The following is a 25767-nucleotide window of genomic DNA, read 5'->3' as shown; positions in this document are numbered from 1 at the left end:
CGGGTAATTTTAAAGGTGTGTTGATTAATGAAAACCGCGCAGCGGATCCTACTTACTGCATTAACCCTGTTCAATGAACACGGAGAGAATTCGGTAACCAGTGTAGATATTGCCATTGAATTGGATATTAGCCCTGGTAACTTGTATTACCATTTTAAAGGCAAGGAGAGCCTAGTGGTTGCATTAATGAAAATGCATGAGCAACAAATGCAAAAAGTACTGCGTCGGGACAAATTAGATTCGTTGCACCCAGAGGACATTATTTACTATCTGTATTTATTGATAGACAGTATTCATTTATTTCAATTCTTTTATCGCAGTCCTGCCGATCTCGCCGAAAAGTATCCCGCTATTTCTCGTCCTCGAAAAAATATTCTTTCAAGTTTGCAGCAGCAAGTGAGCTACCTTTTTGACTCTCTGGCAAAGCGTGAGGTGCTTGTGGCTAATCAGGCTGATCGCGCTCTACTGGTAGATATTATTTCATTAATTATTACCCAGTCTTGCCAATTCGATGAATTGAACAGTCACTTAAATGACGAACAGCAACGATACCATGCGTTGTCATTAATGATGGTCACTATTTTGCCGCGTTTAGCGTTGAATGAAGAAGAACGTAAGCTCATATCGCAATTGCTTAACGCACGAGAGTTTGCGAAAGGTTTTACAACCCAGTCACCACTCGACTTTGCTTAAAGGAATAATAATGGCAAAAACGCTAAGTTTCTTAGATAAGTCTTTTTGGATAACCGAATCTGACGAAAACCCCAAACATGTAGCATGTTTACAAATACTTGCCATGCCTAAAGGTGCAAAGAGTACGGAATATGTGCCGAATCTTTTTCAAGAGATACGAAGCTTCGCGCGCGCAACGTCCCCGTTTAATTGCGCGGTTAAAACCGTTTTAGGCTACCCCGTAGGCTTCTCACCGGTGAAAAAGCTCAACATGGACTATCATGTTCAAATTCATCGCGTGGCTGATGTGACCAATCGAGAGGCTTTGGATGGATTTGTTGCAAGGTTACATGCATCAAGACTCGACCCAGATAAACCCCTTTGGCAGTATCACTTTATATTCGATGAAAATAGCGACACATTTGCCATATATGCCAGAGTGCATCACATGTACGGCGATGGTGCAACGTTAGTGCGTTGGTTTCAATCGGGGTATGTTTCTCACTCACATGATACACATTTCACCCCAGTTTGGGCCGTTAAGCGTTTGCGTCACAGAAGACGTGATCCAGTGAGTTTTTACAAGCGTTTGGAAAACGTGGGCTATGGCTTAAAAACCGTATTCGATTTGTTTGTCATTTTTCTGCGTATTTTCATGAAAATAATACGCATCAATTCTCATTATATGCCGGTGCCTTTTACTGGAACGAAAACCGTACTTACTGGGCAAGTTAAAGCGGGAAGAGCGGTCGCTACGATGGACTTGGATTTTACTCGGGTGAAGGCGCTGGCAAGGCGCACTCGCTCTACGGCAAATGAAGTGTTGTTATGTGCGTTCGATATTGGTGTTCACAAGCTTTTGCAAGACCATGGTCAGGTGTTCAAGAAAGCCTTGTTCACTAACATGCCGATAAACTTGCGTAAGCCTGGTGAGAAAACCACGGGTAATAAAATTGCAATTGTGCCGGTGCAACTTGCTCATGGCGAGACCGACCCTTACCTACGATTGCGTCAAATAGTAGTGAATCACCGTATTGTAAAGCATGCTGCACAGCATGCACGTCCAGCCGCGTTTAGCGGATATACCATTGCCATTCAGTCGTTGGCATTAGTGTTTGAATGGTTGAAACTATCTAGTGTGGTTAAGCCCATCGCTAACATTCTTATCTCAAATGTACCTGGCCCGAAAGACCGTCGTTATTTAAAAGACGCCGAACTTATTGGGTGCTATCCCATATCAACCATGACTCCGGGTGGGGGCGTGAATATTACACTGATGACCTACGCTGGTGTAGCAAATGTTGGGCTGGTGTGCTGCAACAAAAATATAGAGTCTCTACAACCATTGGCGCGGTATGTCAGCGAGGCGTTTGATATGTTGGAAGCCAGTGTGGATGATCCGCGCTTAAACATTGAAGACATTGGAGAGCAAGTGGATGTCGTTCCTGTGTCCATTGTGAGCGATCATTAAAACACGTTAATAAAGGCTAAAAAGTGCTAAATGACGCAGAGCGACAGTAGGGTGGAAGCGAGCTCGATAATTTACGGCGTTATACTAAGTAAAAGCGCAACACATTGTCTTCCACTCTTACGCTTTTTCCCAATCGCGAAAAGAGAAGTTCTCGCCAATGCTCGTGACGCATGGTGTGGCTCAAGTCTTGTTGTGTGAGGTGTGTTTTAATGGCGAGGTCGATTTTGGGCTTGTGGTAGTCGAGCACCGCTTGTTTTGAACCCGACAGATAAACTTGCAAATAGTTTGAAGCAACATCTGATGTGCCCGCGGTAAATAATGATAACGCCGACTTTAGCGGCGCACCAAACAGCGTATTTACGTGTTTTGGGAATAATTTTGTCAGTAAAAACTGCGTATCTCTTAATAGGGCATAGTCATCGTTAACCAGTGTGATTGCATCGGTTGAAAGTTTGGTTAGGTATAACGTTTTGGCAGATACGTCGTAATGAGGCTGTGCACTTAACGCAATAACTACGTGAGCGCGATAGACGGTGGTTTTTGCTATTTCTACTTTCAATGACGCTAAACATTGAATACCTATGCGATTATTCTCATTATCGAACGTAATATTGCCTTCCAGCACATTAACCGTGCCCGTACCAATGGGTATATCTAGAGAAAACACATAAGGAAACACATCACTCAGTAGTGCTTGTAATTCTGCTTTGGTGAAGTCGTCATGAGTTAACCGGCCGAGCTTGACCATCCATTGCGCGATGAATAGTTTAATGCGGTTGTTTAGGGTTAACGAGCTAGTAGTCATACAAGGCAATTGTTAAGTGTAAATAAAGCAGAGTTAAGCAAAAGCGGGAACTGAACATTAATTCCTGTAGCTTGAGTTCTGTACCTCGAGTCCTGTAGCTTGATTTCTCTATCATAATTCGACGATCAGTTTACACATTAAGCACAATGATTAGGTTACTAAGACTATTGAGTTTTTTAAAACTTACAATATAAATCTTTTCTCTGGGTTTATTTATTTGGTAATCTGGTCCTACCACAACGTTTTGTTAACATTACGACCTAATGTGTTATCCATTTTCAACTGTGCTAAGGAGCCAGCAAAATGAGTGAAGTACTAAGTAAATACGATTACATTATCGTAGGTGGCGGCTCTGCCGGCGCAGTACTTGCCACGCGTTTATCAGAAAACCCTGCGCTTGATATTTTGTTACTTGAAGCCGGTTCAAAAGATACCAACCCACTTATTCATATTCCCTTTGGGTTGTCGCTGTTAAGCCGTTTCGAAGGTATCGGCTGGGGTTATCACACTGCACCACAGAAAGAAATGTACGACCGCGAATTGTTTTGGCCACGTGGTAAAACCCTTGGTGGAAGCAGCTCAGTTAACGCCATGTGTTACATTCGAGGTCAGCAAGAAGATTATGATCGCTGGGCAAATGAAGAAGGGGCGACAGGATGGTCTTTTGAAGATGTATTGCCTTACTTCAAACGGTCTGAGAATTTTGAAGGTGGTGCAGATGAATACCACGGCACTGGCGGTCCACTAAACGTCAGCAAACTGCGCCATACCAGTGTGTTGTCAGATGCCTTTGTAAATGCGGCATCGTACGCAGGGTATCGACAGCTTGACGACTTCAACCGAGACGATAGAGAGGGCTTGGGTTATTACCATGTAACGCAAGTGAATGGTCAGCGTTGTTCAACAGCAAAAGGGTATTTAACTCAAGCTAAACATCGCAACAACTTAACGGTCTTAACAAAAGTAGCTGCTGAAAAGGTCATACTTAAAGAGGGTCGCGCGGTAGGCGTACAAGTGCGAGAGAAAGGCGCGGTGAATCGTTATTTTGCGAAAAGCGAAGTCATTTTGTGCGGCGGCGCAATTAACTCACCACAATTACTCATGTTGTCGGGTATTGGCCCACGTGCCGAACTTGAAGAAAAGGGGATTTTTGTTCAACAAGATTTACCCGGCGTAGGGCAGAACTTGCAAGACCATCTCGACGCTATTGTTCAGTATACCTGTAAAGCACGAGAAGGTTATGCCGTGGCCCTAGGTGCACTGCCTTCCTATGTTAAAGCAACTGCGGATTATGCATTTAAGCGCGACGGTATCTTCTCTTCCAACATCGCTGAAGCGGGTGGGTTTGTGAGTTCAAGTCTTGCTAAACAAGGTCCTGATATACAGTTCCACTTCTTACCTGCTATTTTGAACGATCATGGAAGACAGTTGGCATTTGGATATGGCTACGGCTTGCATGTTTGCTGTTTGTATCCGAAAAGTCGCGGCAGTATTACTTTGCAAAGTAATCACCCTGGTGACCAAGCGCTTATAGAACCCAACTATTTGTCAGCTCCTGAAGATCAAAAAGTGATGATTGAAGGGGTGCGCATTGCTCGTAAGATATTAGCCGCGCCTGATTTTGAGAAATTTAATGGGAAAGAGCTTTACCCAGGTGATGAAGCCGAAACTGATGAAGATATCTTAGACTTCTTGCGAGAAAGGGCTGAAACCATTTATCACCCTATTGGCACCTGTAAAATGGGCAGTGACGATGATCCAATGGCAGTGGTAGACAATCAGTTGAATGTTCGTGGTATAAAAGGCTTGAGGGTAGTTGATGCGTCAGTAATGCCAAGCTTAATTGGCGGTAATACAAACGCGCCTACCATAATGATTGCAGAGCGTGCAGCAGAATTCATAAAAGCGGCACACGAAGGGCAACCTGTTTCCATCGCGTCGGCAAGTTAAGCCTTTGCTGTTCGCATAAATAAATCGGCGGCGCAGTCACACATTTCATCGATGTGACTGCTGTCGGCGTAAATCCCATCAATCAGTAATCGAGCAATACCGTGTAATGTCCCCCATGTAACTTGCGCCAAGCGCAGTGCATCTTGATTGTCGGGCAGTAGGCCTTTTGATTGCCAGTATCGCGTCATAGTGACCTGAAACTGAAAACAGGGAAATGCCACATCTTTCAAATCATCCGTCGCTGCATTGTTTTGCCAAAGCGTACGTCCAAACATGAGTTCATACATCTCTGGATTAGTTGCCGCGTATCCTATGTACTCATGCACGAATTCGCGAAAACGGTTCTCGGCGCTGATATGGTCTTGGTCGAAAATACGTTTAGCGGTGGAATGCCAATCACTAAACCCTTTTGCTGCAATGGCACTTAATAATGCACTTTTGTCTTTGAAGTGGTGATAGGGTGCAGTACGTGATACGCCAGCATCTTCAGCTAACTTTCTCAGTGATAAACTGTCTACACCATGTTCTGCTAATCGTTTAGCTGCGGCGTCTAAAAGTGCGCTTCTCAGATCACCATGGTGATAGCTTTGCACTGCATTGGTCATACTTGTGGTACTCATTCTCTAAAATACATCGTAGAAAACACATCAATAGCGTTTGCTCGGAGCACGCTTTCGTTTTCGATAGATTACTTTTTATCTTGACAGTGTCAACATAGCCTTTTATCTTGACGGTGTCTAGTTTGCAAAAATGTTAATAGGAAAACATCATGGAGACAGCGCAAACCATGCAGTACTCTACATTAGAAGTAACTCAAGAAGGGCATATAGCCCACATCGTACTTAATCGCCCCGATGCAATGAACAGCATGAACCCTGATTTTTGGGCGGAACTTCCCGCAGCAATAAGAGCCATCGATGATGCTGGTGAAGCGCGTGTTGTTGTTATTTCATCCACCGGTAAGCATTTTTCAGCTGGCATGGATTTATCGGTCTTTTTAAATATGAAGGAAGACTTTAAAGGCGATCCATCACGTCGAGCTGAACGCATGCGTCGTATGGTTATGCTGCTGCAAGATAGTTTTACCGCGATTGAGCAGGCACGTATGCCGGTTATTGGTGCTGTTCAAGGTGGAGCAATCGGTGGTGCGGTTGATTTATTAAGTGCGTGTGACATGCGCTATTGCACCAAAGACGCTTTTTTCACCATTAAAGAAACTCAACTAGGCATGACCGCCGATGTGGGCACGCTCCAGCGTTTGCCGAAGCTCATTCCTATTGGTGTGGTTAAAGAATTGGCTTATACAGGGCGTAACTTTGACGCTGAAGAAGCGCGCCAGTTGGGCTTTGTAAATCAGGTTTTTGATGATCACTGCGCCATGATGGATGCAGTAATGCGTCTTGCTCAGCAAATCGCTGCAAACTCGCCACTCGCGGTATCAGGTACAAAGACTATGATTAACTATGCGGTGGAGCACACAGTAGCAGAAAGTTTGACCTATATGGCAACGTGGCAAGCCGGTATGTTCCAAATGGAAGACGTATTTAAAGCCATGGAATCACAAAAACAAAACATTACCCGATTTTCCGCCGCTACACGGCGCCGTTAAAAAAACTGAAGTCATAGCATTTTAATAGGTAAACAGGCCCTATTGCTTTAACCATTTTATTTCAGGACTAAAATTCAGGACTTATCATGAACCAGACCGTTACTGATCATCCCGTATATCCACATTTATTTCGCCCCCTCGACTTGGGGTTTACTCAGCTTAAAAACCGCGTCTTGATGGGCTCAATGCACACAGGGCTGGAAGAGTTGCCAGATGGACATAAACGCATGGCTGCGTTTTACGGCGAGCGTGCCCGTGGTGGCGTTGGTCTAATTGTTACCGGTGGTATTGGACCCAATGAGGAAGGTGCTACACATCCATCAACGTTTCGACTTGATACTGACGAAGCGGTTAATAATCACAAAGAAGTTACCGATGCGGTGCACATTGCTGGCGGCAAAATTTGTATGCAAATTCTGCACACAGGCCGCTATGCATATAGCCCCAAACTTGTGGCACCGTCTGCGGTACAAGCACCAATTAACCCGTTTAAGCCTAAAGCACTTGAAGCAGAAGAAATTGAAAAGCAAATCAGAGATTTCATTACTGCCTCTACACAAGCTCAGCGCGCAGGCTATGACGGTGTTGAAATTATGGGTTCTGAGGGGTATTTCCTGAATCAATTTATTGCTAAACGCACAAACCATCGCGACGACGAGTGGGGCGGTGATTATGAAAATCGCATTCGCTTGCCCATAGAAGTGGTTCGTCGCGTGCGCGAAGCAGTGGGTAAGAACTTTATCATTATTTATCGCTTGTCTATGTTGGACTTAGTAGAAGGTGGTTCAACCTATGATGAAGTGGTGCAGCTGGGCAAAGAAATCGAAAAAGCCGGTGCAACAATAATCAACACCGGTATCGGCTGGCACGAAGCGCGTATTCCGACTATCGCAACAAAAGTGCCTCGCGCTGCATTTACTTGGGTGACGGCGAAGTTCCGCGAAGCCTTATCTATTCCGGTTATTACATCAAACCGTATTAACACGCCGGAAGTGGCTGAGGAAGTTTTAGCAAGAGGCGATGCTGATATGGTGTCTATGGCCCGCCCTTTCTTGGCCGACCCTGATTTTGTGCGCAAAGCGCAGCAAAACAAAGCCGATGAAATCAATACTTGTATTGGCTGTAACCAAGCTTGTCTTGACCATGTATTTAACGGCAAAATGACCAGTTGTTTGGTTAACCCGCGAGCGTGTCACGAACTCGAGATAAACGTGAAACCCGCTGAGGTGAAAAAGCGCATAGCAGTAGTTGGTGCGGGCCCGGCAGGTCTGGCAGCGGCTGTTACTTCTGCACAGCGCGGTCATGATGTTGTTGTGTATGATGGTGCCAGTGAAATTGGCGGGCAATTTAATATTGCTAAACAAGTGCCTGGTAAAGAAGAGTTCTACGAGACGCTGCGTTACTTTAAGCGCCAAATCGAGCTTCATAAAAATATTACGCTTAAGCTAAACACTTTCGTGGATGCCGCAGCGTTAAATGATGAAGGCTTCGATGAGGTTATGGTCGCAACAGGTATTAAACCAAGAACGCCGGCGATTGAAGGCATTGAACACGAGAAAGTGCTTACATATCTTGACGTGTTAAAAGAGAAAAAGCCGGTTGGTAATAAAGTCGCTATTATTGGGGCCGGTGGTATTGGCTTCGACACTGCTGAATATTTGTCTCACGGTAGTGCGACACCAAGCCAAGATATTCCTGCTTTTATGAAAGAGTGGGGTATTGATATGACTTTCTCAGCAAGAGCGGGCATTGAAGGTGTTCAACCTCAGCCAGAGCCTTCACCACGTGAGATTTTCCTATTGCAGCGCAAATCATCAAAAGTAGGTGCTGGTTTAGGTAAAACCACAGGTTGGGCACATCGAGCAGGCTTGTTGGCTAAAGGGGTAACTATGATCCCTGGCGTTAGCTACGACAAGATTGACGATGAAGGTTTGCACATAACGGTAGATGGCAACAGCCAAGTGTTACCAGTACACAATATCATTATCTGTGCAGGCCAAGAGCCAATGCGAGATATTGTTGAAGGTCTGAACATGCCCTACCACCTTATCGGTGGTGCCGATGAGGCGTTAGAGCTTGATGCTAAACGCGCTATCGACCAAGGTACGCGAGTGTGTGCGGCGGTTTAAAATAGCGTTAGTGGTTAATGCGTCTATACGCTGAAACATAAACTATAAAAGGAGCGATTATCGCTCCTTTTTTATTTTTAGAGCGAAAATCAACAGGCTTTAGGGCCTTTCTCTTAACACTAATATGCTTTCTTGGGGCAGTATCGAAAAATCAAAAGGCTCAAGTACATTCATCCCTAACAACCCATCGGTATATGGCAGCGCCCCTTCAGGTAAAACAATAGCTGACAAGTCGGTAAAGGTATAACCGGCAAAATAGAATGCAGGGATTTGTATTAACGGTGCTTCAATACTTCCCGATGCAGTATTCACAGTAAAATTACCGGTGAACTTTAATCGCTGCGCTTTCTTAAGTCGCATGTACAACGCTGATGAAATAGCCGTTGTGCTAGCACCGGTGTCTAAAATCATGGTGATCTTCTGATTAAGCGCTTGAGCACTTACGCGGTATTGGTCTCCGTGTTTTGCCAACGCGACACGGGTTTCTTGTACATTGGTGTTGTCTATTTGAGCCTCATCAACGTTAGTCTCGCTTGGCGCTTTACTGTTGGAGTAGGCTAAATCACGCAGCGCTTGTGCGGCACTATCTTCAAACGGCAGCGATGCAAGAGTATCTTCCATCAGGGTCAATTTTTCCTGATACGCATAAGCTTCGGCTAAATTTAGCGCGAACGTTCTAGCTTCTGGGAGCCGCTGATATAAAGGCTCGTTTAATTTGGCAACTAATTCCCACTGATTGTCGTTGCGAAGTTGCATTTGTGCTTGTTGGTAGAGGTTATCTATTTTGCGATTAATCTCGTTTAAAGCACCTCTAGAAAGCGGGAGGTCAGCCAAATCATAATAATGGATAAGCGCACTGGATAACGGTTGTGTTTGGCGAATAAGTTCGGCTTCAATTAGCAGCAATTTTTCGTTGAGTGGACTTTGTTTCAACTGGTACGAAAGGGCGCTGGAAAGATTTTGAAAGTCGCCTGCTTGTAGCATCTCTGCCAACGCGTCAATAGTAATATCTGTCAAAGAGGAGGCTGTATTTTCTGTACTCGTTGTATGCGATAAGTTTGGCTTATCTTTTATAGATGATACTTGGTTGGGATATATAACGGGTTGTATCTGTGAATCATTGGTTGCTGGAAGGGTATTGTCGGCAACATTATAACGAGATAAGACGTTCCACAGATAAAGGTTACCTGTTAGTGATAAGGCCAGCAGCGTGATTAAACCCCAAAACAGCCAATTTTTCATAGTGTGATCTGTCTACAATGCAATGCTGGCTTTGCCATAAATGTCGGAAAACTCAACAGGCATACGCTTTGGTGCGCCTTTATCAAGGCTCACACAAACAAAAGTTGTAATGGCATCGAATACTGTCTTGTTGCGCTTGGGGCAAATAAACTGAAACTGGCGCTTAAGTGTTAGCTTACTGTCGCAATGAATGATCCATGTTGCACAAAGTAATTTGTCTCCTAAGTGCGTGGGAAGGTTATAATTTAGCTCATGGCGCTTAATCACCATGGCTCTGTTTAGCGTTTTGTAATCCGAAAAATGTAATCCTAAGCTATTAGAATGCGCCCATGATAACTTTTCTACTTGTGCTACATAAGCCACATTGTTTACATGCTCATAATGATCGATATGAGTTTCATCTATCTGCCATTCTAGAACAAAGGGATTGTCATGCATCCAGCATAAGGTTTGCTCACTCAAAATAATTCCTTAGCATTGTTTGTAATTATCCGACGCGTTTGTTATACGGCTAGTTTACACCGCAGGTACAATTAGAATATTGGTAATGGATTATCATCAGGCAATATCAGTGTGTCTTGCAAAAGCGTGCTCATCAGTATTTTTTCTCTTGATAAAACAGGCTGAATAAAGCTTTGAACGTCGCCAATGGCTTTGAACGCATTAAAGCCACGCTCTAAAAACTCGTGTAATGCCAGTAAGCCTGCAAGCTTGGCTGGACTGCGCGATAATGAAATGAGCATGCCAATTCCACGAATTTTGATGACGTCGGCTAATTGGTCACCTAAGTGAGAAATAATGTCTATCTGATGCGCTCTATCAGTTTCTCTACCAACATGCCGATAAGCTAACGCGTATATGTCACGATTGATAGGCTCATCAGCGTAATGTGTTTTGATGAACTGGGCCATGGCCATGTCTAAATCAAAAGACAGGGCATTAAGTGATAAAGCGTCATCCATGGCATTCATAGCTTTGTCTGGAAGTACTTTGGCGAGTTTGGGGATGACCCGTGCTAAATCGGCATCTCGTTGGCTAAAGTCTTTAGGCCCGTATAACTCGTCAACGAAAAACGCCATGGCTTTTTGATAGCGTTTTTGTTGCGCTAAATCGTCATGAGTAACGAGCAAACGCTCGCACTGCCAATGTTGAAGCTGATGAATAATAGGCATAAGCTCTAGTTTCGCGGCAAGGTCTCTTAGTGCATTTACGCGATGTAAATGCTTAATGATTTCTTGTGCCAATGGCTACGCCTCCACTTATTCCAGTTCTATATACGTTTGAGTTGTACGAAACAGTGCAATAAAGGTCAACTCGTGCCAACTACATTGTTGACGTAAAGTGTAACTCAGTGAGTATTTGTAAATCTACATTGACTCAAGCATGGCTTGCTTTCATGTGAGATGTCCACATTTTACTGATATACTCCCCAACCACAACGTAGGGGCCGCCAAAGTAAAGGGCGTGTAGTCCATTTTCCTAGTAGTTCGATTTAGTGTTTTTATCATGAATAGCCACAGTTCGACGATGCAGTCGATAACTTCTAATAGTCACTCAGAAAAAAGTTACTCAGAAAAAAGTCACTCAGAAAAAGCATTGCGTAACGATGAAGATCTCGATGTTCCTGTACTTATTGCGCTTTTTAACGACACCTTTAAAGATTTAAATACCCGCTTGGTGCTTGGGGATGATGAACCTATCTATTTACCCGCAGACACCACATGTAGTTATCACCGAATTGTGTTTGCACATGGATTTTTCTCAAGTGCGCTACACGAAATAGCACATTGGTGTATTGCTGGAAAAGAGAGACGGTTACTAGAAGACTATGGTTATTGGTATTGCCCTGATGGTCGAGATGAACAACAACAATCTGACTTTGAAAAGGTAGAAATTAAGCCGCAAGCAATAGAGTGGGCGTTCACTGAAGCCGCTGGGCGAAAGTTTCAGGTGAGTACAGATAACCTCAACGGCGCAGAGCCCGACAGGGAAGGGTTTACCCGTAATGTGGCAGCGCAGTTGGCCTTCTACAAACAAAACGGTTTTCCGCCAAGGGCACAACGTTTTATTACTGCGCTTTCAGAAACGTTCACAAAAGAAGGCAAGGCTAATGCAGGCAGCTTTAATACAGGCACGGTTAACGCAGGAGTGACAGCGGCATGAGTAACGCTATTTCGACATTTCGTCTTGGTATTATTGTTAACCCGTTTGCCGGTATTGGTGGCGCATTAGCTTTAAAAGGCAGTGATGGCGCTGAAGTAAGAGCGAAAGCACTTGCCATGGGCGCAGAGAAAAAAGCCAATGAAAAAATGGCCAAAGCGCTGAGCATTCTTGAAGCGTTATCCGGCCAATTTACAGTGTTAACCGCAGCGGGAGAAATGGGCGAAAGTGTGTGCCAATCAATGGGAATTGCATGCGACGTCATTTACACGCCATCAAATGAGCAAACTGAAGCGCAAGACTCAGAGCTTGCGGCGAAGGCCATGGTTGAAGCCAACGTCGATTTATTACTATTTGCTGGTGGCGATGGCACCGCGCGTAACATTTGTAGTGTTGTGGGTACCTGTATTCCTGTGTTGGGTGTACCAGCAGGATGTAAAATTCACTCTGGCGTGTATTGTGTATCGCCTTCCGCTGCTGGGCAAGTGGTTAGTCAAATGATAACCGGTGCACTAGTTAGTGAGATGGATGCAGAAGTCAGAGACATTGACGAAGATGCTTTCAGACGAGGAAAAGTTATAGCCAAACATTATGGCGAAATGCGCGTTCCCGCTGAACTTACCTATGTCCAAGCCGTTAAGATGGGCGGTAAAGAAGACGAAGCCTTGGTGCTTGATGACATTGCTGCTTATGTAAGTGAGCTTATGGACGATGATCCCGATACCTATTTTGTCATGGGATCTGGCTCAACCGTGGGCGCGGTAATGGAATTTATGGGGCTCGATAATACCTTACTGGGCGTGGATATTGTTAAAAGCGGCGAATTAGTTGCAAGCGATGTAACGGCCGAAGAGCTTATTAATATTACTCGCAATCACTGCTGCAAAGTTGTGCTTACAGTTATCGGTGGGCAAGGGCATATTCTTGGGCGCGGTAATCAGCAATTGAGCCCTGAATTTATACGTCAAATAGGCAAAACCAATATGCTGGTGGTTGCAACGAAACAGAAGCTGCAGGCTCTGAATGGTAAACCATTGCGCCTTGATTCTGGTGATGCCCAGCTCGACCTTGAGCTTAGCGGCGCATTTACCGTTATTACCGGATACAAAGATAAAGTGTTATACAACGCCCAGTAGAAAGACAAGAACCAAACTGTGTGTACAACACATCAATAAGAATTTTATAGGAGAACAACGTGTTACCACCTGCTGATGCGCCAACCGAAGTAGTTGAAGCGATTGCTAAAATTGAATCTGCGCTAGATGATGTAGTTAATCACGGTAGCGATGATGAGCTGTTTATCGCGAGCTATTTACAAGGGCATTTTGCAGTGGAGTCACGTCAATTAGAGATGCAGCAAGACGCAACACTTACTTTGTTAAATACCAAAATGTGCAATAGTTTAGAGAGTGCTTTTGCGAACAACGAACTGGAAGCCGAAGATGCTAAGCAGGTGAGAGCACTGTGGGAGCGCTTATTTAGTCAGGTTAATCAGTGATAATTTAATCAGCACAAAGTTAAACAGCAATAAGTAAATTGAGAAATCAAAGGCCATATTATCATGGCCTTTGTGGTATTTATTTATGATGCAAGCTGCGCTTTAACCTTCGAGGGGAGGTACTTTTCAACCGCTTTGCTCGTTACCGCCCACAGTAAAATGGCCGACCAAGCGATAACGGAAAAGCCCGCGGGTATGCATGCCAAAGCAATCAATTTGACATGCTTTCGGTTAAAAATGAGTGCAAGGCCAACGGGTAGAAACCAAACCATTAGTACTAGTGCTCCTAACAGGGCGAATTGCAAAGCTGAAACATCTTGAAGTTGTGTTAAAAAGTCAGTCATGTTGTTTTCTCGCAGTTAAATAGTGGACTTACCTATACAGTCTTCACCACATCACTTTTATTACATCATTCGACCAACTTTATTTTTTATTTGCCTTAAGCCATGTATTAATTAAAGTTTTTGCGCACTTTTTAAAGATGTGACGGCAGTACTTTTCTTCTAAATACGTTAATATGCAACAATGTATTAACATTATGCGAGCCAAGTGATGCTAAATTCCGTTGCCAAACCTTTCGTAAAACTGGTCGACCGTTACTTGCCTGACCCGTTTGTTTTTGTGCTGTTACTAACTCTACTCACCTTTGCAGCTGCAGTTTTTATTGAACAGCAGTCGGTGATGACGGTGATCACACAATGGGGTGGGGGAATTTGGGGGCTCTTGTCCTTTTCGATGCAAATGTTATTGGTACTGGTGAGTGGCTATATGTTAGCTAGTACGCCGTTAATGCGCGCATGTTTGGGACGATTATCACTCGTTGCCACAACGCCTGGTAGTGCCATTATATTGGTTACGTTGGTGTCGTTGGTAGCCAGTTGGATAAACTGGGGTTTCGGGCTAGTGGTTGGCGCCTTTTTTGCCAAAGCACTCGCACGCAATATTTCTGTTGATTACAGGTTATTGGTTGCAAGTGCGTATTCAGGCTTTGTTGTATGGCATGGTGGCCTCGCTGGGTCAGTACCCTTGACCATTGCCACACCTGGGCATTTTTCAGAGGCCCAGATTGGGGTAATAAATACCAGTGAAACCCTATTTAGCCCATTTAATATGGCATTGTTAGCTATATTGTTTGTGGTAATTCCACTTGTTAATCGGTTAATGTTGCCAAGTGAAAAAGACAGTATTTATGTCGATAAAGCCAAATTAAACGAACAGTCTCAGCCAGAAGCAGAAAATAACAGGCCCGCTGATAAAATAGAAAACAGCCGTGTATTGGGATGGTTTATCGGCTTTGCTGGTTTGGCTTACCTCACACAGTATTTTGTAAAGGGGGGCGGGCTAAACCTAAACATCATCAATACCCTTTTTCTTTTTCTCGCCATTGTACTGCACGGTACACCACGCAATTTGCTCAACAGTTTGCAACAGGCTGTGCAGGGCGGCAGTGGTATTATTATTCAGTTTCCTTTTTACGCAGGGATCATGGCGGTGATGGTGCAGTCTGGATTAGCACAAAGCATGTCTGAGTGGTTAATTAGCCAAGCCACCGCGCAATCATTGCCAGTGTGGAGCTTTATTAGCGCCGGTATCGTGAATATTTTTGTTCCCTCGGGAGGAGGTCAATGGGCAGTACAAGCACCTGTCGTGCTTCCCGCGGCTATTGAATTGGGAGCTGATATTAATCGTGTGGCAATGGCTGTAGCTTGGGGCGATGCATGGACTAATCTTATTCAACCTTTTTGGGCATTACCTGTACTCGCTATAGCTGGGCTTAAAGCCAAAGATATTATGGGGTTTTGTTTGGTTCAATTAGTGGTTACAGGCGTTATTATTGCTTTGGTTTTAGGGCTTTTTTAACAGCTGTGAACGCGCATAGAGAAAGTCAACACGGGCTCATTCAGATAAGGCTGACTTATGAAAAGCACAACGAATACTGGACTTTTGATTGTTGATGTTCAAGGTAATTTGGCAAAACAGGTTTATGACAGTGAAAAGGTTATCTCAAGTACGGTAACGTTGATCCAATGTTGTAAGTTACTTGATATTCCCATTGTGGTTGTTGAGCAATATCCCCAAGGACTAGGTGCTACGGTGCCAGAAATAGCAACACTTGTGGAAGACACACCGCATTTTGCAAAAATGCATTTTAGCGCCTTGGCCGAAAAGCACATTGCTGATTATTTTGCCACAACATCGTTAACCTATTGGTTAGTAGTCGGTATTGAGGCGCATGTTTGCGTTTACCAAACCGTCATGGCGCTACTAGACAAAGCCTTTGTTGTGGAAGTAGTGCGTGAATGTATTTCGTCTCGTGAATTGTCGAATAAAGAGTTAGCTGTTTCGGTGTTGCAAAAGGCTGGTGCAAGCATCACAAGTGTTGAAATGTGTATTTTCGAGTTAATGAAAACCTGTGAACACCCAAATTTTAAAGCCGTTTTAGCATTGCTAAAGTAAACCTAATAGCTAAACCTGACAGTAAGACCTGCTAGCGCCTTAACTTAGCCCTCCGCGTCGCCTAAATGGCATAAACAAGGTATAAGCACGGCATTAGTACGGATTAGCCATGTGCAACAACTTGCCTAATCCCCATTCGGTGGGAGTACTTCTCGAGCACCTGTTCCACTTTCCGTCTAAACGTAATTGTCAGTGAAATAGTTTTTTGTTTCTAAATGTTATGTTATAACATTATTTAACGGTTTTAGAGCAACTCGTTACAACAAGAGGGATCAATGTCTAACTCATTAAATACTTTGCCGCTGCCAGTCACTGTGCTGTCGGGGTTTCTAGGGGCAGGGAAAACAACTGTACTCAATCATATTCTCAACAACCGAGAGGGTTTGCGTGTCGCCGTCATTGTGAATGATATGAGTGAAATCAATATTGATGCAGCTACGGTAAAAAATGAAATAAGTTTTAACCGTTCAGAAGAAAAGCTCGTTGAAATGAGTAATGGCTGCATTTGTTGCACACTGCGAGAAGACTTATTAGAGGAAATTGAACGGCTTGCCCATGAAGGAAAGTACGACTATTTAGTTATTGAATCTACAGGTATTTCTGAACCGCTTCCGGTAGCCGAAACCTTTACCTTTGCTGATGAAAAAGGCAAAAGTCTGTCTGATGTTTCTCGACTCGACACTATGGTAACTGTGGTTGACGCACTTAACTTTTTAAAAGACTACGATGAAGCGAAAGACTTAAATGATGTGGGTGAAAGCTTAGGTGAGGAAGACGAACGAAGCGTTGCCGACTTACTGGTTGAGCAAGTGGAGTTCGCTGATATTTTACTTATTAGCAAAACAGATCTGGTATCACAAAACGAGTTAAAGCGTCTGCAGAGCATTTTGCGCACACTCAATACAGAAGCAAAGCAAATACCTATAAAAGATGGGCAAGTACCGCTAAGTAACGTGCTCAATACGGGGTTGTTTAGTTTTGAAAAAGCGCAGCAGTCACCGGGTTGGCTAAAGGAAATGCGCGGTGAACATGTGCCTGAAACAGAAGAGTTCGGCATAAGTAGCTTTACCTACGAAGCAAGACGCCCTTTCGACCCTAAGAAGTTCTATGACTTCCTGCACAGCAAAGAAATTGCCGGTAAGCTTATTCGCTCTAAAGGTTTTTTCTGGCTTGCAACAAGGCCGCAACTAGCAGGTAGTTGGAGTCAGGCCGGTGGAATGGCTCGCTATGGTGCGGCTGGCTTGTTTTGGAAAGCAGTGCCCAAAGAACAATGGCCAGAAGACGCAGACTACCTTAAAGCTATTGAAGCACAATGGCTGGAACCGTTTGGCGATATGCGTCAAGAGCTTGTTTTTATTGGTCAGGGTTTAAACAAGTCAGACATTATCTCCCGTCTTGATGCATGTTTGCTTGATGATGACATGTTATTACAGGGCCATGCAGTGTGGGCTCAAATGCCTGATCCGTTTCCCGCTTGGGAGCACTAACATGACTTGCCTTGCTATTGACGAAGACATGATGCTTTCTACTTGCTCGTGGTCTTGTGAAGCAAATCCAATGGTGCTTGGTCAGATTTTTGAGAAAAACAAAAGTGTTGCTGTGTGGCAAAGGCCGGTGGTTGATGAAATTACCAACTACTTTGACGCTGTGTTTAAAACACTGGGGATGGGAATTCGTGGCGTATTTTCTATCGCTTCTCTTCAAGGTGATATGGCTTCGTCACTTCCCAATGGTATAGGGAAACAAGCGGTTATCGATGATATTTACTTATTGTCTGACATGCTGACTACTTTATTTGATTGTGAACATGTTGGTGTGCGCTTAGTACCATTAAATAGCGCCATGTGCCCCCGGTTTCACGTAGATAATATTCCAGTTCGATTGGTGAGCACTTATTTAGGTAGTGGTACACAGTGGTTACCTCAAGAAAGTGCTTCTGAGTTTTTGCCTAAAAACACTTCTGCGTCGCCTAGACAAAGTCGACTGGGGCAGGCTCATAATGATAATAGCAATCAAGAGAAACACATACGTCAGATGAACACATTTGATGTCGGGTTGTTAAAAGGAAAGGCGTGGCAAGGACACGAAAACTTTGCTGCCGTTAATCGCTCTTGTGCGGTTAACCAAGGTGATAAACGCGTGTTGATAACGTTAGATCCAATGTAAGTTACAACAAGGCTATGACAAGGCTGAGGCGTAAAAGCGCCATCAGCCCAGTTCTTATTAGATGCGCAGTTACAGAAGCGGTTTAAGTGCGTCAACACCTTCTAATTGCGGTGTTACTGTTTTAGTGTCACCAACAATAGTTAAATGCATTTTCTCAACATCCAAATAGCGCTCGGTAACATCCTTCACGTCTTGTGGAGAAATGGCGTAAATCGTTTTGACGTAGTCTTTCAAAAAGCCTTCGTCTAGACCGTGAAGTTCGGCAAAGGCGAGCTGGGAAATAATGGCACTTCTTGAAGAATTGCGCAGTACAAAAATCCCTGCCATGTAATTTTGAATGCCAGAGAGTTCTTCGTCACTTGGTGCTTGTGTCGACAATAAATTAATTTCTTTAATTATCTCGTCGAGCGCGGCACCGGTAGACTCCGCCGTAACATCAGCGGCTTCATACCACATACCACTGCCCACTCTATTAACAATGGTTGAACGCGGTGAATAGGTATAACCTTTATCTTCTCGAATATTCGATGTAATACGACTTGAAAAAGCGCCACCAAGTAGTGTGTTCATCACATTTAATTTCATGTAGTCAGCATGAGCTGGGCCGATGGTTGGTAACCCTAATCGCAAGGTAGATTGTGGCGCATTTTCTCTTTCTAATAAGGTGTACGAGGGGCCTGATTGGGTTAACACCGTTTTTCTTTCTACTGCTTCACCGGCTTTCCATTGACCAAATGCTGCGTTAATAGCGCTTGAAACCTCAGACTTATTAAAGACTCCTGACACGTATAAATGACTGCGATTTGGCACTATATGTGTTTTTACAAACTCAGATGTTGCTTTCGTGGTTAAGGCATCAATGCTCTCGCTAGTGGGGTATAGTCGGCCGTAGGCGTGGTTGCCATAAACCGAATGATAAAATGCTTCATTAGCAATAGCCGATGGGCTAGATAGGGAAACGGCAAGGCGTCGCTGTGTATCGGCTTTAATGCGCGCCAAGTCACTATCTTCAAATTTAGCGTGCATAACCATATCGGCAATCATGGCGGCTGCGTCATCTGCAAACTCTGACAACACACTCATGCCAATGTAACTAGAATCCATACCCACAGAGGTGTCTATTTCTCCACCCATGTTGGCAACATTTTCGGCAAGTTGTTTGGCCGAGGCGGTTTCAGTGCCTTGTCTTAGCATTTCGTAGCTAATGTCTGAAAGCCAAACGCTGTCACCATCGTCGATATTGCCTGTTTGGGTAATCAATCGTAAGGTGACTTTGGGCGTTTTGCCATACGGAATAAAAGTGACACTAAGCCCATTCTCCAATGTGGTTGTTTCTGTTTCAGGAACGACGAAGTTTTTAGGCTGTCCACCAAGTGGTGGCGTTTCTTTAGCCATCGCTATGGCCGAGGTGCACGCAGATAAAGCGGTAAGTGCGCAAACAAGTACTTTATTGGCTAATATCATCATTACTCTCCTTGTTCCGCTGCTGTGTCTGATTTATCTTCAGGCGCTTCACCCGGTGTTACGGTTAATATGGTGCGATTTGTTGGGCGCAGATACTCTTTCACCGTTTTAGTAATGATTTCGGGTGTTACTTGTTTGAAGTTTTTCTCTAGTTCATTAATTTTGTTCGGATCATTATCAAACAACGCAAAGCTGGCCAGTAAATCGGCTCGACCAAAACCATAAAAACCATCTACGGCATCAAACAAACTGGAACGGATCTTAACAATCGCACGGGACATTTCATCATCTGTAAGTGGTTTTTCTTGCAGTTGACTAATCACGTTATCGATAGCAGTTGTGATGGCTTCTTGTGTGACGTTATCGTCATGGGTAAATGAACTCATCCATAACATTGGGCCGTTATAATTGAACATATTGCCTAAAAGGTAATTTATCCCTCCGCCAACACTGCCCGTTATTTGCTTGTTCTTCACCAGCTCTTGGTAAAGTAAGCTGTCTTCACCTTGTACGAGAATTTGGTCGATAATGCCCATTGCATAATATTCTGGAGTATCTCGAGGCGGCATTTTATAAGCAAACGCATAAGCAGGCTTTGGCGCTAGCTTGTCGAATTTATTGAAGACTTTTTCTTTCTCTTGGCGCAGTTCGGTTAAATCAGGTTGTGGGGCTAAATCAGCTGAAGGAATAGAGGCAAAATACTTTTCAACAAGGACTTTGGCTTCAGCCACTTCAATATCACCGACCACGGCAAGTACGGCATTATTGGGTGAATAGTACATATTAAAAAACGCATCGACATCTTCTAGGTTGGCTGCATCTAAGTCGGCTAAATCACCATAGAAATTATGCGCATTGTACCAATTATTAAAGGCATACTGTGGCATGTCTAGCCAAGGGAAACCGCCGTATGGTTGGTTGAGTACATTAACCTTTACTTCGTTCTTAACCACACCTTGTTGGTTGGTTAAATTGTCTTGTGTGATGGCTAAGCCTTTCATTCTATCGGCCTCAGCCCATAAAAATGTTTCTAGCTTATGCGCAGGAATAATCTCGAAGTAATTAGTAAAGTCAAAACGAGTCGAGCCGTTAAGCACACCGCCATTGTCATTTACCAGTTTGATAAATTCCATTTTCCCCAAGTTTTCTGAGCCCTGAAACATCATATGCTCGAAAAGGTGAGCAAAGCCCGTACGATCTTTAGGTTCGTTGCGAAATCCAATATTGTAATACACAGCAACGGTGACAATAGGGGCCGTATCATCCTTTGACAACACCACTTTCAGTCCATTGTCTAAGGTAAAATATTCAACAGGTACGTTGTAGTTTACCTGCATGTCGGAAACATCAAGCTTGCTTGCTACATCGACTATTTTTGCTGTATCTGGGGTACTGGCATTAGAGGTGGATTCGGTATTCGGGCCTTGGCCACAACCGGTAAGTAAGAGCGACAGGCAACCTGACGCAATCAATAAGCGTGTCTTCATAATGTTCTCGTTATTGTTGGGGCTATTGAGCCTTGGGGTACGACATCCTTGCCATTAACGCAATACACCTGCTAATTAAAAGCACACGCGCTAGCGTATTGATGAGGCACGACAACATCTAGAATGCAAGCTGATACCAAGATAATCAAATGAAATCGTACTTTTTCTGTACGACAAACAACCCGATACTTATTCTCAGCACTATTTATAGCGAAAGGTCATCAGGTTTTCGGATTATAGTCACGCATATTTAGAACATGCTGAATACTGGGAATACGTTCTTCACTGTTATGGGTTACATATAACAGCGTGCTATTTCCGGTGCGGGCGAGAATATCAATAAGCTTGAGCGTTTTCTGGCGATTGAATTCATCCAATCCGTTACAAGGCTCATCTAGAATGAGTAAAGTGGGGTGTTTAACCATGGCGCGAGCAATCAGTACAAGACGCTGATCGCCAAATGACAGAGATTGAAAACTATCGTGTTTTTTACTTTGAAGTCCTAATACGCTAAGCCATTGTTCAGCGCACTCCCGCTCCTTTAATGTAGGTCTGGAATAAAGCCCAATACTGTCATGGAAGCCAGAAATAATCACATGCTCTAGGCTTGCGCTCACTTTGTATTGCATGTGCAGCGCATTCGACATAATGCCAATGTGCTTTTTAATATCCCAAATACTTTCTCCCGTTCCTCGTTTTATGCCAAATAGTGTTAGGTTGTTGGTATAGCAGTGCGGATTGTCGCCAGTAAACATTTGCAGTAAGCAGGTTTTACCCGAACCATTAGGGCCAGTAATTTGCCAGTGTTCGTTTTTCTTAAGCGTGAAGTTCAGGTTTTCAAAAATAGTGCGGTTATCGTATTTTACCCAACCATCAACAAGTTGAATGAGCGTATCGGGCAGCGGCTTTTCTTGGGTGTTTTGCTCTTGGGTGCTATTGCTGTAAGACGTATTCTCTCTGTCGTGAGTAAGGGCAGGAGGTGCGCTGACATCTTCTGCACCAAGTGCAAACCACGTGCGTAGTTCATTACAAATTTGTTCATAAGAAAGCGTGGAATCTGAACGCCATGCAACAGCTAAGTTGTCCATTACAATAAGTGTCGCTTTCATTTGCTTAGGAATGTCTGCAAGTTTATTGGCGCTCAATATCAGTGAAGCTTGGGTTTGTGAGTTTAAAAAGGCACTGAAGTGCGCAATTGCTTCCACATCTAACCCTTCAAAAGGCTCGTCAAGAAGGATAAGTGACGCATTGCTCAACCATGCCATTACAATAATGACTTTGCGTGTTTCGCCAGTAGACAGTGATAGAAATGCGTTATCTAAAATGTGTTCTATGCGCAGTGCATGTACCAACTCTTCGTATAAAGGATGCGTGTGATAATCTGCATTCGTTTGAGCAAAAAGCTCAAATACTCGGGTTGGTGTTGCGATAACGTCTAATATGTCTGCACTGTCCTTTTGCTTTTCTTTTTCAATTAGCGCTTGTTGTTTTTCAACAGATACTTCGCCTATAACGACATCAGCATTTCGTTGTCCAGATACTGGCTTGCCATTACCTGCAAGAGCGGTGAGTAAAAGTGACTTTCCCGCACTGTTTCTTCCCGCTAAAACATAGTTGCCAGGTGTGGTTATTTCGATGGAAAAGGCAGGTGAGATGAATTGCTCTGATAATTTTATTTGAAACTGACTAAGAGAAAGCATGAAAACAGCGATAGAAATGAAAGTGTGAATTCCATTGTCGATTTTTTTTGACACTTGTCAACGGCAGCTCTGTCAATACTGCTATGCGTGGCAGCGTGGTGACTAAAAGCGGCAAGGTGTTTCCTCATTCCGTACACATTGAGACAACTTGTTTAAACAAGTTTATCTGCTCAAGCCATTTTGCGGCCGTTTTAGTCATTTGGGCACCTTTAAACGTAAGCAAATGTAGCTATTTTTTTTAGCATTAGGTTTGTCGATATGGTTCGCTTTTTGCTTTCAAGTAAGCATAGACAGGTTGAAAGACACTAAATTAGCCGTATTTCGCCGGAAATATGACGGTGAACTGACGCTGATTTAAATGGAAAAGTGACATGATTTACTTTCACAAGAATAGAGATACTTCGGGTAAAACGGCGATGGCGTCTTGGGCAGTCGGCGCAGTTATGGCAGCAGTTATGGCGGTTATAGGCGTGTCGGGATGCTCTTCTTCACAAACGACGTCACAGCGAACCCAACCAGAAATGGAGGTAACCTCTGCATTGGGCAATGTTGAATATCATACGTATTTACTGGCCAACGAATTGTTTGCAGATGTAACGCCTTCACGTCAGTATCGCTATGCTGTAGTGGGGTTTGTTCCGGTTGATACCATGAAGTACGACCCAAATCATCAACAGCCACTAATGATGCTGGGGCATCAGTTAGAGCAGGGTATGATAACTGAGGCGTCTAAGCGCGGGTTCTCTACTAAAGAATTCAAGCTTTCAAACGATATAATTGTAAGTGAACAAAGCGATCAAATTTTAACGCGCGATATTGACCGTTTATCGGCCATTGAAGTAGTTGATTTCTACATTACCGGTACCTTGGTATATCAAGAGTCGGGTGCCGTGGTAAACGCACGTATCGTGAATGCGCGAAGCAAAGATGTAGTTGCGGCCGCAACACGTTTTTTCCCAGCTGACTTGTTCTGGCAAGAAGAGCAAGTTACAACGCGTAATGGCAAGCTTTATAGAACCGAAGGTATGAGGTAATTATATGAAACGAAGAAATCACTATGCATTGCTCATGCTAACGGCTTCAGCGGTAGGTATGTCTGGATGTTCTATGATGGCAGATGAAGAGCAAGTTGCGACACAAGCGCCTGCGCGCCCAGCCATGAATGTGATTGACGTAACCGCGCAAGATAGAGCCCCAGGGCAATCTCGCCGCGACGATGATGAATCGCAGTCCCGTTCGATGGACGCTTTCGGCGCAATCGGTCAGCCACCAATGTATTCGAGTGTACAAGGCGCGTATAAAGGGCGACCTTTGACCAAACATATTGGCGATTACGTCAAAAACATGACACAAGACTTGATTGCGAATATGGAGTATGTGAACGATAAGACGCCCATTGGCGTTACCCATTTTGCATTGCTTGATACCAACCTTCAAGAAACGGATTTGTTGGGCCGTCAAATGGCTGAGTCTTTCGTTCACGAACTGCATAAATTCCGCGTACCCGTTATCGACTTCAAAGCTACCGAATATATCCGTATCACTGAAGGTGGAGACTTCGTATTAAGTCGAGACTACCTAGAATTAAGCAGTAGCTTGCCCATTGAGTATGTACTTACCGGCACCATGACCAAGCATCAAGGTGGTGTGTTAGTGAATGCTCGTATACTCGGCATGGAATCACGCGCCGTTGTTGCCAGTGCGCAAATGCTAGTGCCATTTTATGTGGTTGATGCGCTTATCCCCAGTGACGGAAGTGGTCAAGGTGGTGAGCGAGATGGCGTGAAACTGAGCCGTGGTTAAGAGGCCTTCAATGTTGATTAAAAAGACACGTTTTGGGTTTATAAAAAAAGCACGTACTGGGTTGATGTCATTAGCATTGTTCAGTGCAGCGAGTATATTGGGTGGCTGTGCAAGTAGCGGTTCAATGGGGTCGTTTTGGTTGGGTGATGATGGTGATATCAATCACGATGCAGAGCCCGTGTCTGTGCCAAGAAACTCAGGGCTAGTTTACACACCTGATTCTCGCGATAGAGAATACGAGCAGCACGTGGCGGTTGACCCTGGCTACAGAGATCCCATTCATCAAGGGTTCTTCCCTTCGCAAACCCATAAGCGACTGAATGACTACGCGTCTCAGTTAGCCATGGAGTTGATGGAAAATGCCAATGGCCTTTCACATCAAGATATGGTGGGTATTGCGAGTTTTGTACGACTTAATCATTCACTTGGTGAAAGCACAGTATTGGGTAATCAATTATCTGAATACCTTATTGCAGAGCTCCAAGATTTTGGTTTGTCTATCATTGACTTTAAGTTAGCCGGTGGCATCACGGTAACACCCGTAGGCGATTTTGTTCTAACCCGCGATGGTAAATCGTTGGCAGAGCAGGTGGCTATGGATCACGTTGTGACAGGCACCATTATTGAGCACGATAGGGGCGTTCGTGTAAACGCCCGTATTATTGCGTTAGAAAACAAGCAGGTGGTAGCAAGCGCGAATATTTATATTCCTGCTTTTATTGTTATGGACCTAAATAAAACCGCAGGTGTCTTCCGCGCTGAATAAGCGCGGTTTTAGGGGTAGTTTATAGCCTCAAACAAGCTCAAGCTCCTACTTGTAGGTGAGTACTTTAGTTCATACCGTTTCAGAACATATACAGTAGTGCTCAGCTCAAAAAAGGCACTGTCAAAAATAGTACTTTCAAAAATAGAGTTTCGTACTCGCACTCTCCATTTAATCTTGTCGTTTGGGGGCTGCCAGTTTCCGAAAACATGCGCAGGTGAAATATCTTCAACGCAAGCAATGGGAAGAGAGTGTGCCCAGTAGACTCTTTCAGTTGTGCCTGCACAAGGGCCGCTATTGTTGCCTTCAATAAAAGTCACTGAACCTTCATTTTTCAGGTTGTCCCAGTTGTGCCAGCCTTTTGGGTGTATGTGGCTGTCGGTGCTAATGG

General features: G+C 44.1%; 25 protein-coding genes. 15 read left to right on the top strand and 10 right to left on the bottom strand.

Going from position 1 to position 25767, the window contains the following annotated elements; translation table 11 throughout:
• The first annotated feature begins 27 nt into the window (after positions 1–27).
• Both EYR97_RS07015 and EYR97_RS07010 read left to right on the top strand, forming a co-directional pair.
• The gene (locus tag EYR97_RS07015) at positions 28–693 is read left to right on the top strand and encodes a TetR/AcrR family transcriptional regulator (protein WP_131093113.1); all 666 of its coding nucleotides are present in this window, start codon (positions 28–30) and stop codon (positions 691–693) included.
• Positions 694–703: 10 nt separating this feature from the next.
• Positions 704–2143, top strand: a complete 1440-nt coding sequence (locus tag EYR97_RS07010) for a wax ester/triacylglycerol synthase domain-containing protein (RefSeq protein WP_131093112.1) — start codon at positions 704–706, stop codon at positions 2141–2143.
• A gap of 79 nt (positions 2144–2222) precedes the next feature.
• On the opposite strand, the gene EYR97_RS07005 is transcribed toward EYR97_RS07010, so the two are convergent.
• Entirely contained in the window at positions 2223–2948 is a 726-nt protein-coding gene (locus EYR97_RS07005) for a DUF1439 domain-containing protein (protein WP_131093111.1), read from the bottom strand.
• Positions 2949–3251: 303 nt separating this feature from the next.
• On the opposite strand from EYR97_RS07005, the gene EYR97_RS07000 reads away from it, so the two are divergent.
• Positions 3252–4898 carry a GMC family oxidoreductase gene (locus tag EYR97_RS07000; protein WP_131093110.1) on the top strand — a complete coding sequence of 549 codons (1647 nt, stop codon included), beginning with the start codon at positions 3252–3254 and terminating at the stop codon, positions 4896–4898.
• Here EYR97_RS07000 and EYR97_RS06995 read toward each other — a convergent pair.
• Positions 4895–5503: a TetR/AcrR family transcriptional regulator gene (locus EYR97_RS06995; protein ID WP_131093181.1), complete on the bottom strand. Its 609-nt coding sequence runs from the start codon at positions 5501–5503 to the stop codon at positions 4895–4897. The two genes, EYR97_RS07000 and EYR97_RS06995, sit on opposite strands and share 4 nt — an antisense overlap.
• Positions 5504–5667: 164 nt before the next feature.
• Between EYR97_RS06995 and EYR97_RS06990 the strand changes: the two genes are divergently transcribed.
• Together EYR97_RS06990 and EYR97_RS06985 are read left to right on the top strand one after the other, a co-directional pair.
• On the top strand, positions 5668–6507 hold the full coding sequence (locus EYR97_RS06990) for a crotonase/enoyl-CoA hydratase family protein (RefSeq protein ID WP_181409133.1): 840 nt from the start codon (positions 5668–5670) through the stop codon (positions 6505–6507).
• Between the two features lie 86 nt (positions 6508–6593).
• Entirely contained in the window at positions 6594–8636 is a 2043-nt protein-coding gene (locus EYR97_RS06985; RefSeq protein WP_131093109.1) for an NADPH-dependent 2,4-dienoyl-CoA reductase, read from the top strand.
• A 99-nt stretch (positions 8637–8735) separates the two neighbouring features.
• Here the strand turns inward: EYR97_RS06985 and EYR97_RS06980 are convergent, their stop codons facing one another.
• The 3 genes from EYR97_RS06980 to EYR97_RS06970 all read right to left on the bottom strand — a co-directional run bounded on the left by EYR97_RS06980 (position 8736) and on the right by EYR97_RS06970 (position 11122).
• Positions 8736–9878 carry a TIGR02281 family clan AA aspartic protease gene (locus EYR97_RS06980; protein WP_131093108.1) on the bottom strand — a complete coding sequence of 381 codons (1143 nt, stop codon included), beginning with the start codon at positions 9876–9878 and terminating at the stop codon, positions 8736–8738.
• A 12-nt stretch (positions 9879–9890) separates the two neighbouring features.
• Positions 9891–10340, bottom strand: coding sequence for a thioesterase family protein (locus tag EYR97_RS06975; protein WP_131093107.1), 450 nt, complete (start codon positions 10338–10340; stop codon positions 9891–9893).
• 71 nt (positions 10341–10411) lie between these two features.
• The gene (locus EYR97_RS06970; protein WP_131093106.1) at positions 10412–11122 is read right to left on the bottom strand and encodes an FFLEELY motif protein; all 711 of its coding nucleotides are present in this window, start codon (positions 11120–11122) and stop codon (positions 10412–10414) included.
• A 262-nt stretch (positions 11123–11384) separates the two neighbouring features.
• On the opposite strand from EYR97_RS06970, the gene EYR97_RS06965 reads away from it, so the two are divergent.
• Genes EYR97_RS06965 through EYR97_RS06955 form a run of 3 tightly spaced genes read left to right on the top strand, consistent with a single transcriptional unit; the run spans position 11385 to position 13536 of the window.
• Positions 11385–12041 (top strand): elongation factor P hydroxylase, encoded by a 657-nt coding sequence (locus EYR97_RS06965; protein WP_131093105.1) that lies wholly within the window; start codon positions 11385–11387, stop codon positions 12039–12041.
• Positions 12038–13174, top strand: coding sequence for an ATP-NAD kinase family protein (locus EYR97_RS06960; protein WP_131093104.1), 1137 nt, complete (start codon positions 12038–12040; stop codon positions 13172–13174). The genes EYR97_RS06965 and EYR97_RS06960 overlap by 4 nt, the downstream gene beginning before the upstream one ends.
• A 59-nt stretch (positions 13175–13233) precedes the next feature.
• Positions 13234–13536, top strand: coding sequence for a YfcL family protein (locus EYR97_RS06955; protein ID WP_131093103.1), 303 nt, complete (start codon positions 13234–13236; stop codon positions 13534–13536).
• Between the two features lie 83 nt (positions 13537–13619).
• On the opposite strand, the gene EYR97_RS06950 is transcribed toward EYR97_RS06955, so the two are convergent.
• Positions 13620–13880: a superinfection immunity protein gene (locus EYR97_RS06950; RefSeq protein WP_131093102.1), complete on the bottom strand. Its 261-nt coding sequence runs from the start codon at positions 13878–13880 to the stop codon at positions 13620–13622.
• Between the two features lie 208 nt (positions 13881–14088).
• On the opposite strand from EYR97_RS06950, the gene EYR97_RS06945 reads away from it, so the two are divergent.
• The 4 genes from EYR97_RS06945 (at position 14089) to EYR97_RS06930 (ending at position 18159) form a co-directional block, all read left to right on the top strand.
• Positions 14089–15396 carry a short-chain fatty acid transporter gene (locus EYR97_RS06945; protein ID WP_131093101.1) on the top strand — a complete coding sequence of 436 codons (1308 nt, stop codon included), beginning with the start codon at positions 14089–14091 and terminating at the stop codon, positions 15394–15396.
• 57 nt (positions 15397–15453) lie between these two features.
• The gene (locus EYR97_RS06940; protein WP_131093100.1) at positions 15454–15993 is read left to right on the top strand and encodes an isochorismatase family protein; all 540 of its coding nucleotides are present in this window, start codon (positions 15454–15456) and stop codon (positions 15991–15993) included.
• A 275-nt stretch (positions 15994–16268) separates the two neighbouring features.
• A complete protein-coding gene (gene zigA, locus EYR97_RS06935; protein WP_131093099.1) occupies positions 16269–17480 on the top strand; it encodes a zinc metallochaperone GTPase ZigA in 1212 nt (403 codons plus the stop codon).
• A 1-nt stretch (position 17481) separates the two neighbouring features.
• Positions 17482–18159, top strand: a complete 678-nt coding sequence (locus EYR97_RS06930; protein WP_131093098.1) for a DUF1826 domain-containing protein — start codon at positions 17482–17484, stop codon at positions 18157–18159.
• A 69-nt stretch (positions 18160–18228) separates the two neighbouring features.
• Here the strand turns inward: EYR97_RS06930 and EYR97_RS06925 are convergent, their stop codons facing one another.
• The 3 genes from EYR97_RS06925 to EYR97_RS06915 all read right to left on the bottom strand — a co-directional run bounded on the left by EYR97_RS06925 (position 18229) and on the right by EYR97_RS06915 (position 22810).
• Positions 18229–19626, bottom strand: a complete 1398-nt coding sequence (locus tag EYR97_RS06925; RefSeq protein ID WP_131093097.1) for a pitrilysin family protein — start codon at positions 19624–19626, stop codon at positions 18229–18231.
• Positions 19626–21110, bottom strand: coding sequence for a pitrilysin family protein (locus EYR97_RS06920; protein WP_131093096.1), 1485 nt, complete (start codon positions 21108–21110; stop codon positions 19626–19628). The genes EYR97_RS06925 and EYR97_RS06920 overlap by 1 nt, the downstream gene beginning before the upstream one ends.
• Before the next feature lie 221 nt (positions 21111–21331).
• Positions 21332–22810, bottom strand: coding sequence for an ATP-binding cassette domain-containing protein (locus tag EYR97_RS06915; RefSeq protein WP_131093179.1), 1479 nt, complete (start codon positions 22808–22810; stop codon positions 21332–21334).
• 416 nt (positions 22811–23226) lie between these two features.
• Between EYR97_RS06915 and EYR97_RS06910 the strand changes: the two genes are divergently transcribed.
• Genes EYR97_RS06910 through EYR97_RS06900 form a run of 3 tightly spaced genes read left to right on the top strand, consistent with a single transcriptional unit; the run spans position 23227 to position 25379 of the window.
• On the top strand, positions 23227–23844 hold the full coding sequence (locus tag EYR97_RS06910; RefSeq protein WP_131093178.1) for a FlgO family outer membrane protein: 618 nt from the start codon (positions 23227–23229) through the stop codon (positions 23842–23844).
• A gap of 4 nt (positions 23845–23848) precedes the next feature.
• A complete protein-coding gene (locus EYR97_RS06905; RefSeq protein ID WP_131093095.1) occupies positions 23849–24613 on the top strand; it encodes a FlgO family outer membrane protein in 765 nt (254 codons plus the stop codon).
• 10 nt (positions 24614–24623) lie between these two features.
• Positions 24624–25379 (top strand): FlgO family outer membrane protein, encoded by a 756-nt coding sequence (locus tag EYR97_RS06900; RefSeq protein ID WP_242634936.1) that lies wholly within the window; start codon positions 24624–24626, stop codon positions 25377–25379.
• Positions 25380–25387: 8 nt separating this feature from the next.
• Here EYR97_RS06900 and EYR97_RS22675 read toward each other — a convergent pair whose 3' ends face one another.
• Positions 25388–25747 carry a hypothetical protein gene (locus EYR97_RS22675; RefSeq protein WP_404840952.1) on the bottom strand — a complete coding sequence of 120 codons (360 nt, stop codon included), beginning with the start codon at positions 25745–25747 and terminating at the stop codon, positions 25388–25390.
• Between the last annotated feature and the right edge of the window lie 20 nt (positions 25748–25767).

Source organism: Alteromonas sp. KUL42 (assembly GCF_006538325.1).
Taxonomy (GTDB): Bacteria; Pseudomonadota; Gammaproteobacteria; order Enterobacterales; family Alteromonadaceae; genus Alteromonas.
The sequence above is the reverse complement of the archived record's forward strand: the minus strand, read 5'-3'. Positions and strand labels throughout refer to the sequence as shown.

What these genes read in the sequence shown, in the direction of transcription:
- EYR97_RS06930 (WP_131093098.1), top strand. Translation starts at nt 17,482, where the DNA reads ATGACTTGCCTTGCTATTGACGAAGACATGATGCTTTCTACTTGCTCG.
- EYR97_RS06965 (WP_131093105.1), top strand. Translation starts at nt 11,385, where the DNA reads ATGAATAGCCACAGTTCGACGATGCAGTCGATAACTTCTAATAGTCAC.
- EYR97_RS07000 (WP_131093110.1), top strand. Translation starts at nt 3,252, where the DNA reads ATGAGTGAAGTACTAAGTAAATACGATTACATTATCGTAGGTGGCGGC.
- zigA (WP_131093099.1), top strand. Translation starts at nt 16,269, where the DNA reads ATGTCTAACTCATTAAATACTTTGCCGCTGCCAGTCACTGTGCTGTCG.
- EYR97_RS06990 (WP_181409133.1), top strand. Translation starts at nt 5,668, where the DNA reads ATGGAGACAGCGCAAACCATGCAGTACTCTACATTAGAAGTAACTCAA.
- EYR97_RS07010 (WP_131093112.1), top strand. Translation starts at nt 704, where the DNA reads ATGGCAAAAACGCTAAGTTTCTTAGATAAGTCTTTTTGGATAACCGAA.
- EYR97_RS06915 (WP_131093179.1), bottom strand. Translation starts at nt 22,810, where the DNA reads ATGCTTTCTCTTAGTCAGTTTCAAATAAAATTATCAGAGCAATTCATC.
- EYR97_RS06920 (WP_131093096.1), bottom strand. Translation starts at nt 21,110, where the DNA reads ATGAAGACACGCTTATTGATTGCGTCAGGTTGCCTGTCGCTCTTACTT.
- EYR97_RS06945 (WP_131093101.1), top strand. Translation starts at nt 14,089, where the DNA reads ATGCTAAATTCCGTTGCCAAACCTTTCGTAAAACTGGTCGACCGTTAC.
- EYR97_RS06980 (WP_131093108.1), bottom strand. Translation starts at nt 9,878, where the DNA reads ATGAAAAATTGGCTGTTTTGGGGTTTAATCACGCTGCTGGCCTTATCA.
- EYR97_RS06900 (WP_242634936.1), top strand. Translation starts at nt 24,624, where the DNA reads ATGTTGATTAAAAAGACACGTTTTGGGTTTATAAAAAAAGCACGTACT.
- EYR97_RS06925 (WP_131093097.1), bottom strand. Translation starts at nt 19,626, where the DNA reads ATGATGATATTAGCCAATAAAGTACTTGTTTGCGCACTTACCGCTTTA.
- EYR97_RS06940 (WP_131093100.1), top strand. Translation starts at nt 15,454, where the DNA reads ATGAAAAGCACAACGAATACTGGACTTTTGATTGTTGATGTTCAAGGT.
- EYR97_RS06910 (WP_131093178.1), top strand. Translation starts at nt 23,227, where the DNA reads ATGGCGTCTTGGGCAGTCGGCGCAGTTATGGCAGCAGTTATGGCGGTT.
- EYR97_RS07005 (WP_131093111.1), bottom strand. Translation starts at nt 2,948, where the DNA reads ATGACTACTAGCTCGTTAACCCTAAACAACCGCATTAAACTATTCATC.
- EYR97_RS06995 (WP_131093181.1), bottom strand. Translation starts at nt 5,503, where the DNA reads ATGACCAATGCAGTGCAAAGCTATCACCATGGTGATCTGAGAAGCGCA.
- EYR97_RS06950 (WP_131093102.1), bottom strand. Translation starts at nt 13,880, where the DNA reads ATGACTGACTTTTTAACACAACTTCAAGATGTTTCAGCTTTGCAATTC.
- EYR97_RS06960 (WP_131093104.1), top strand. Translation starts at nt 12,038, where the DNA reads ATGAGTAACGCTATTTCGACATTTCGTCTTGGTATTATTGTTAACCCG.
- EYR97_RS07015 (WP_131093113.1), top strand. Translation starts at nt 28, where the DNA reads ATGAAAACCGCGCAGCGGATCCTACTTACTGCATTAACCCTGTTCAAT.
- EYR97_RS06985 (WP_131093109.1), top strand. Translation starts at nt 6,594, where the DNA reads ATGAACCAGACCGTTACTGATCATCCCGTATATCCACATTTATTTCGC.
- EYR97_RS06905 (WP_131093095.1), top strand. Translation starts at nt 23,849, where the DNA reads ATGAAACGAAGAAATCACTATGCATTGCTCATGCTAACGGCTTCAGCG.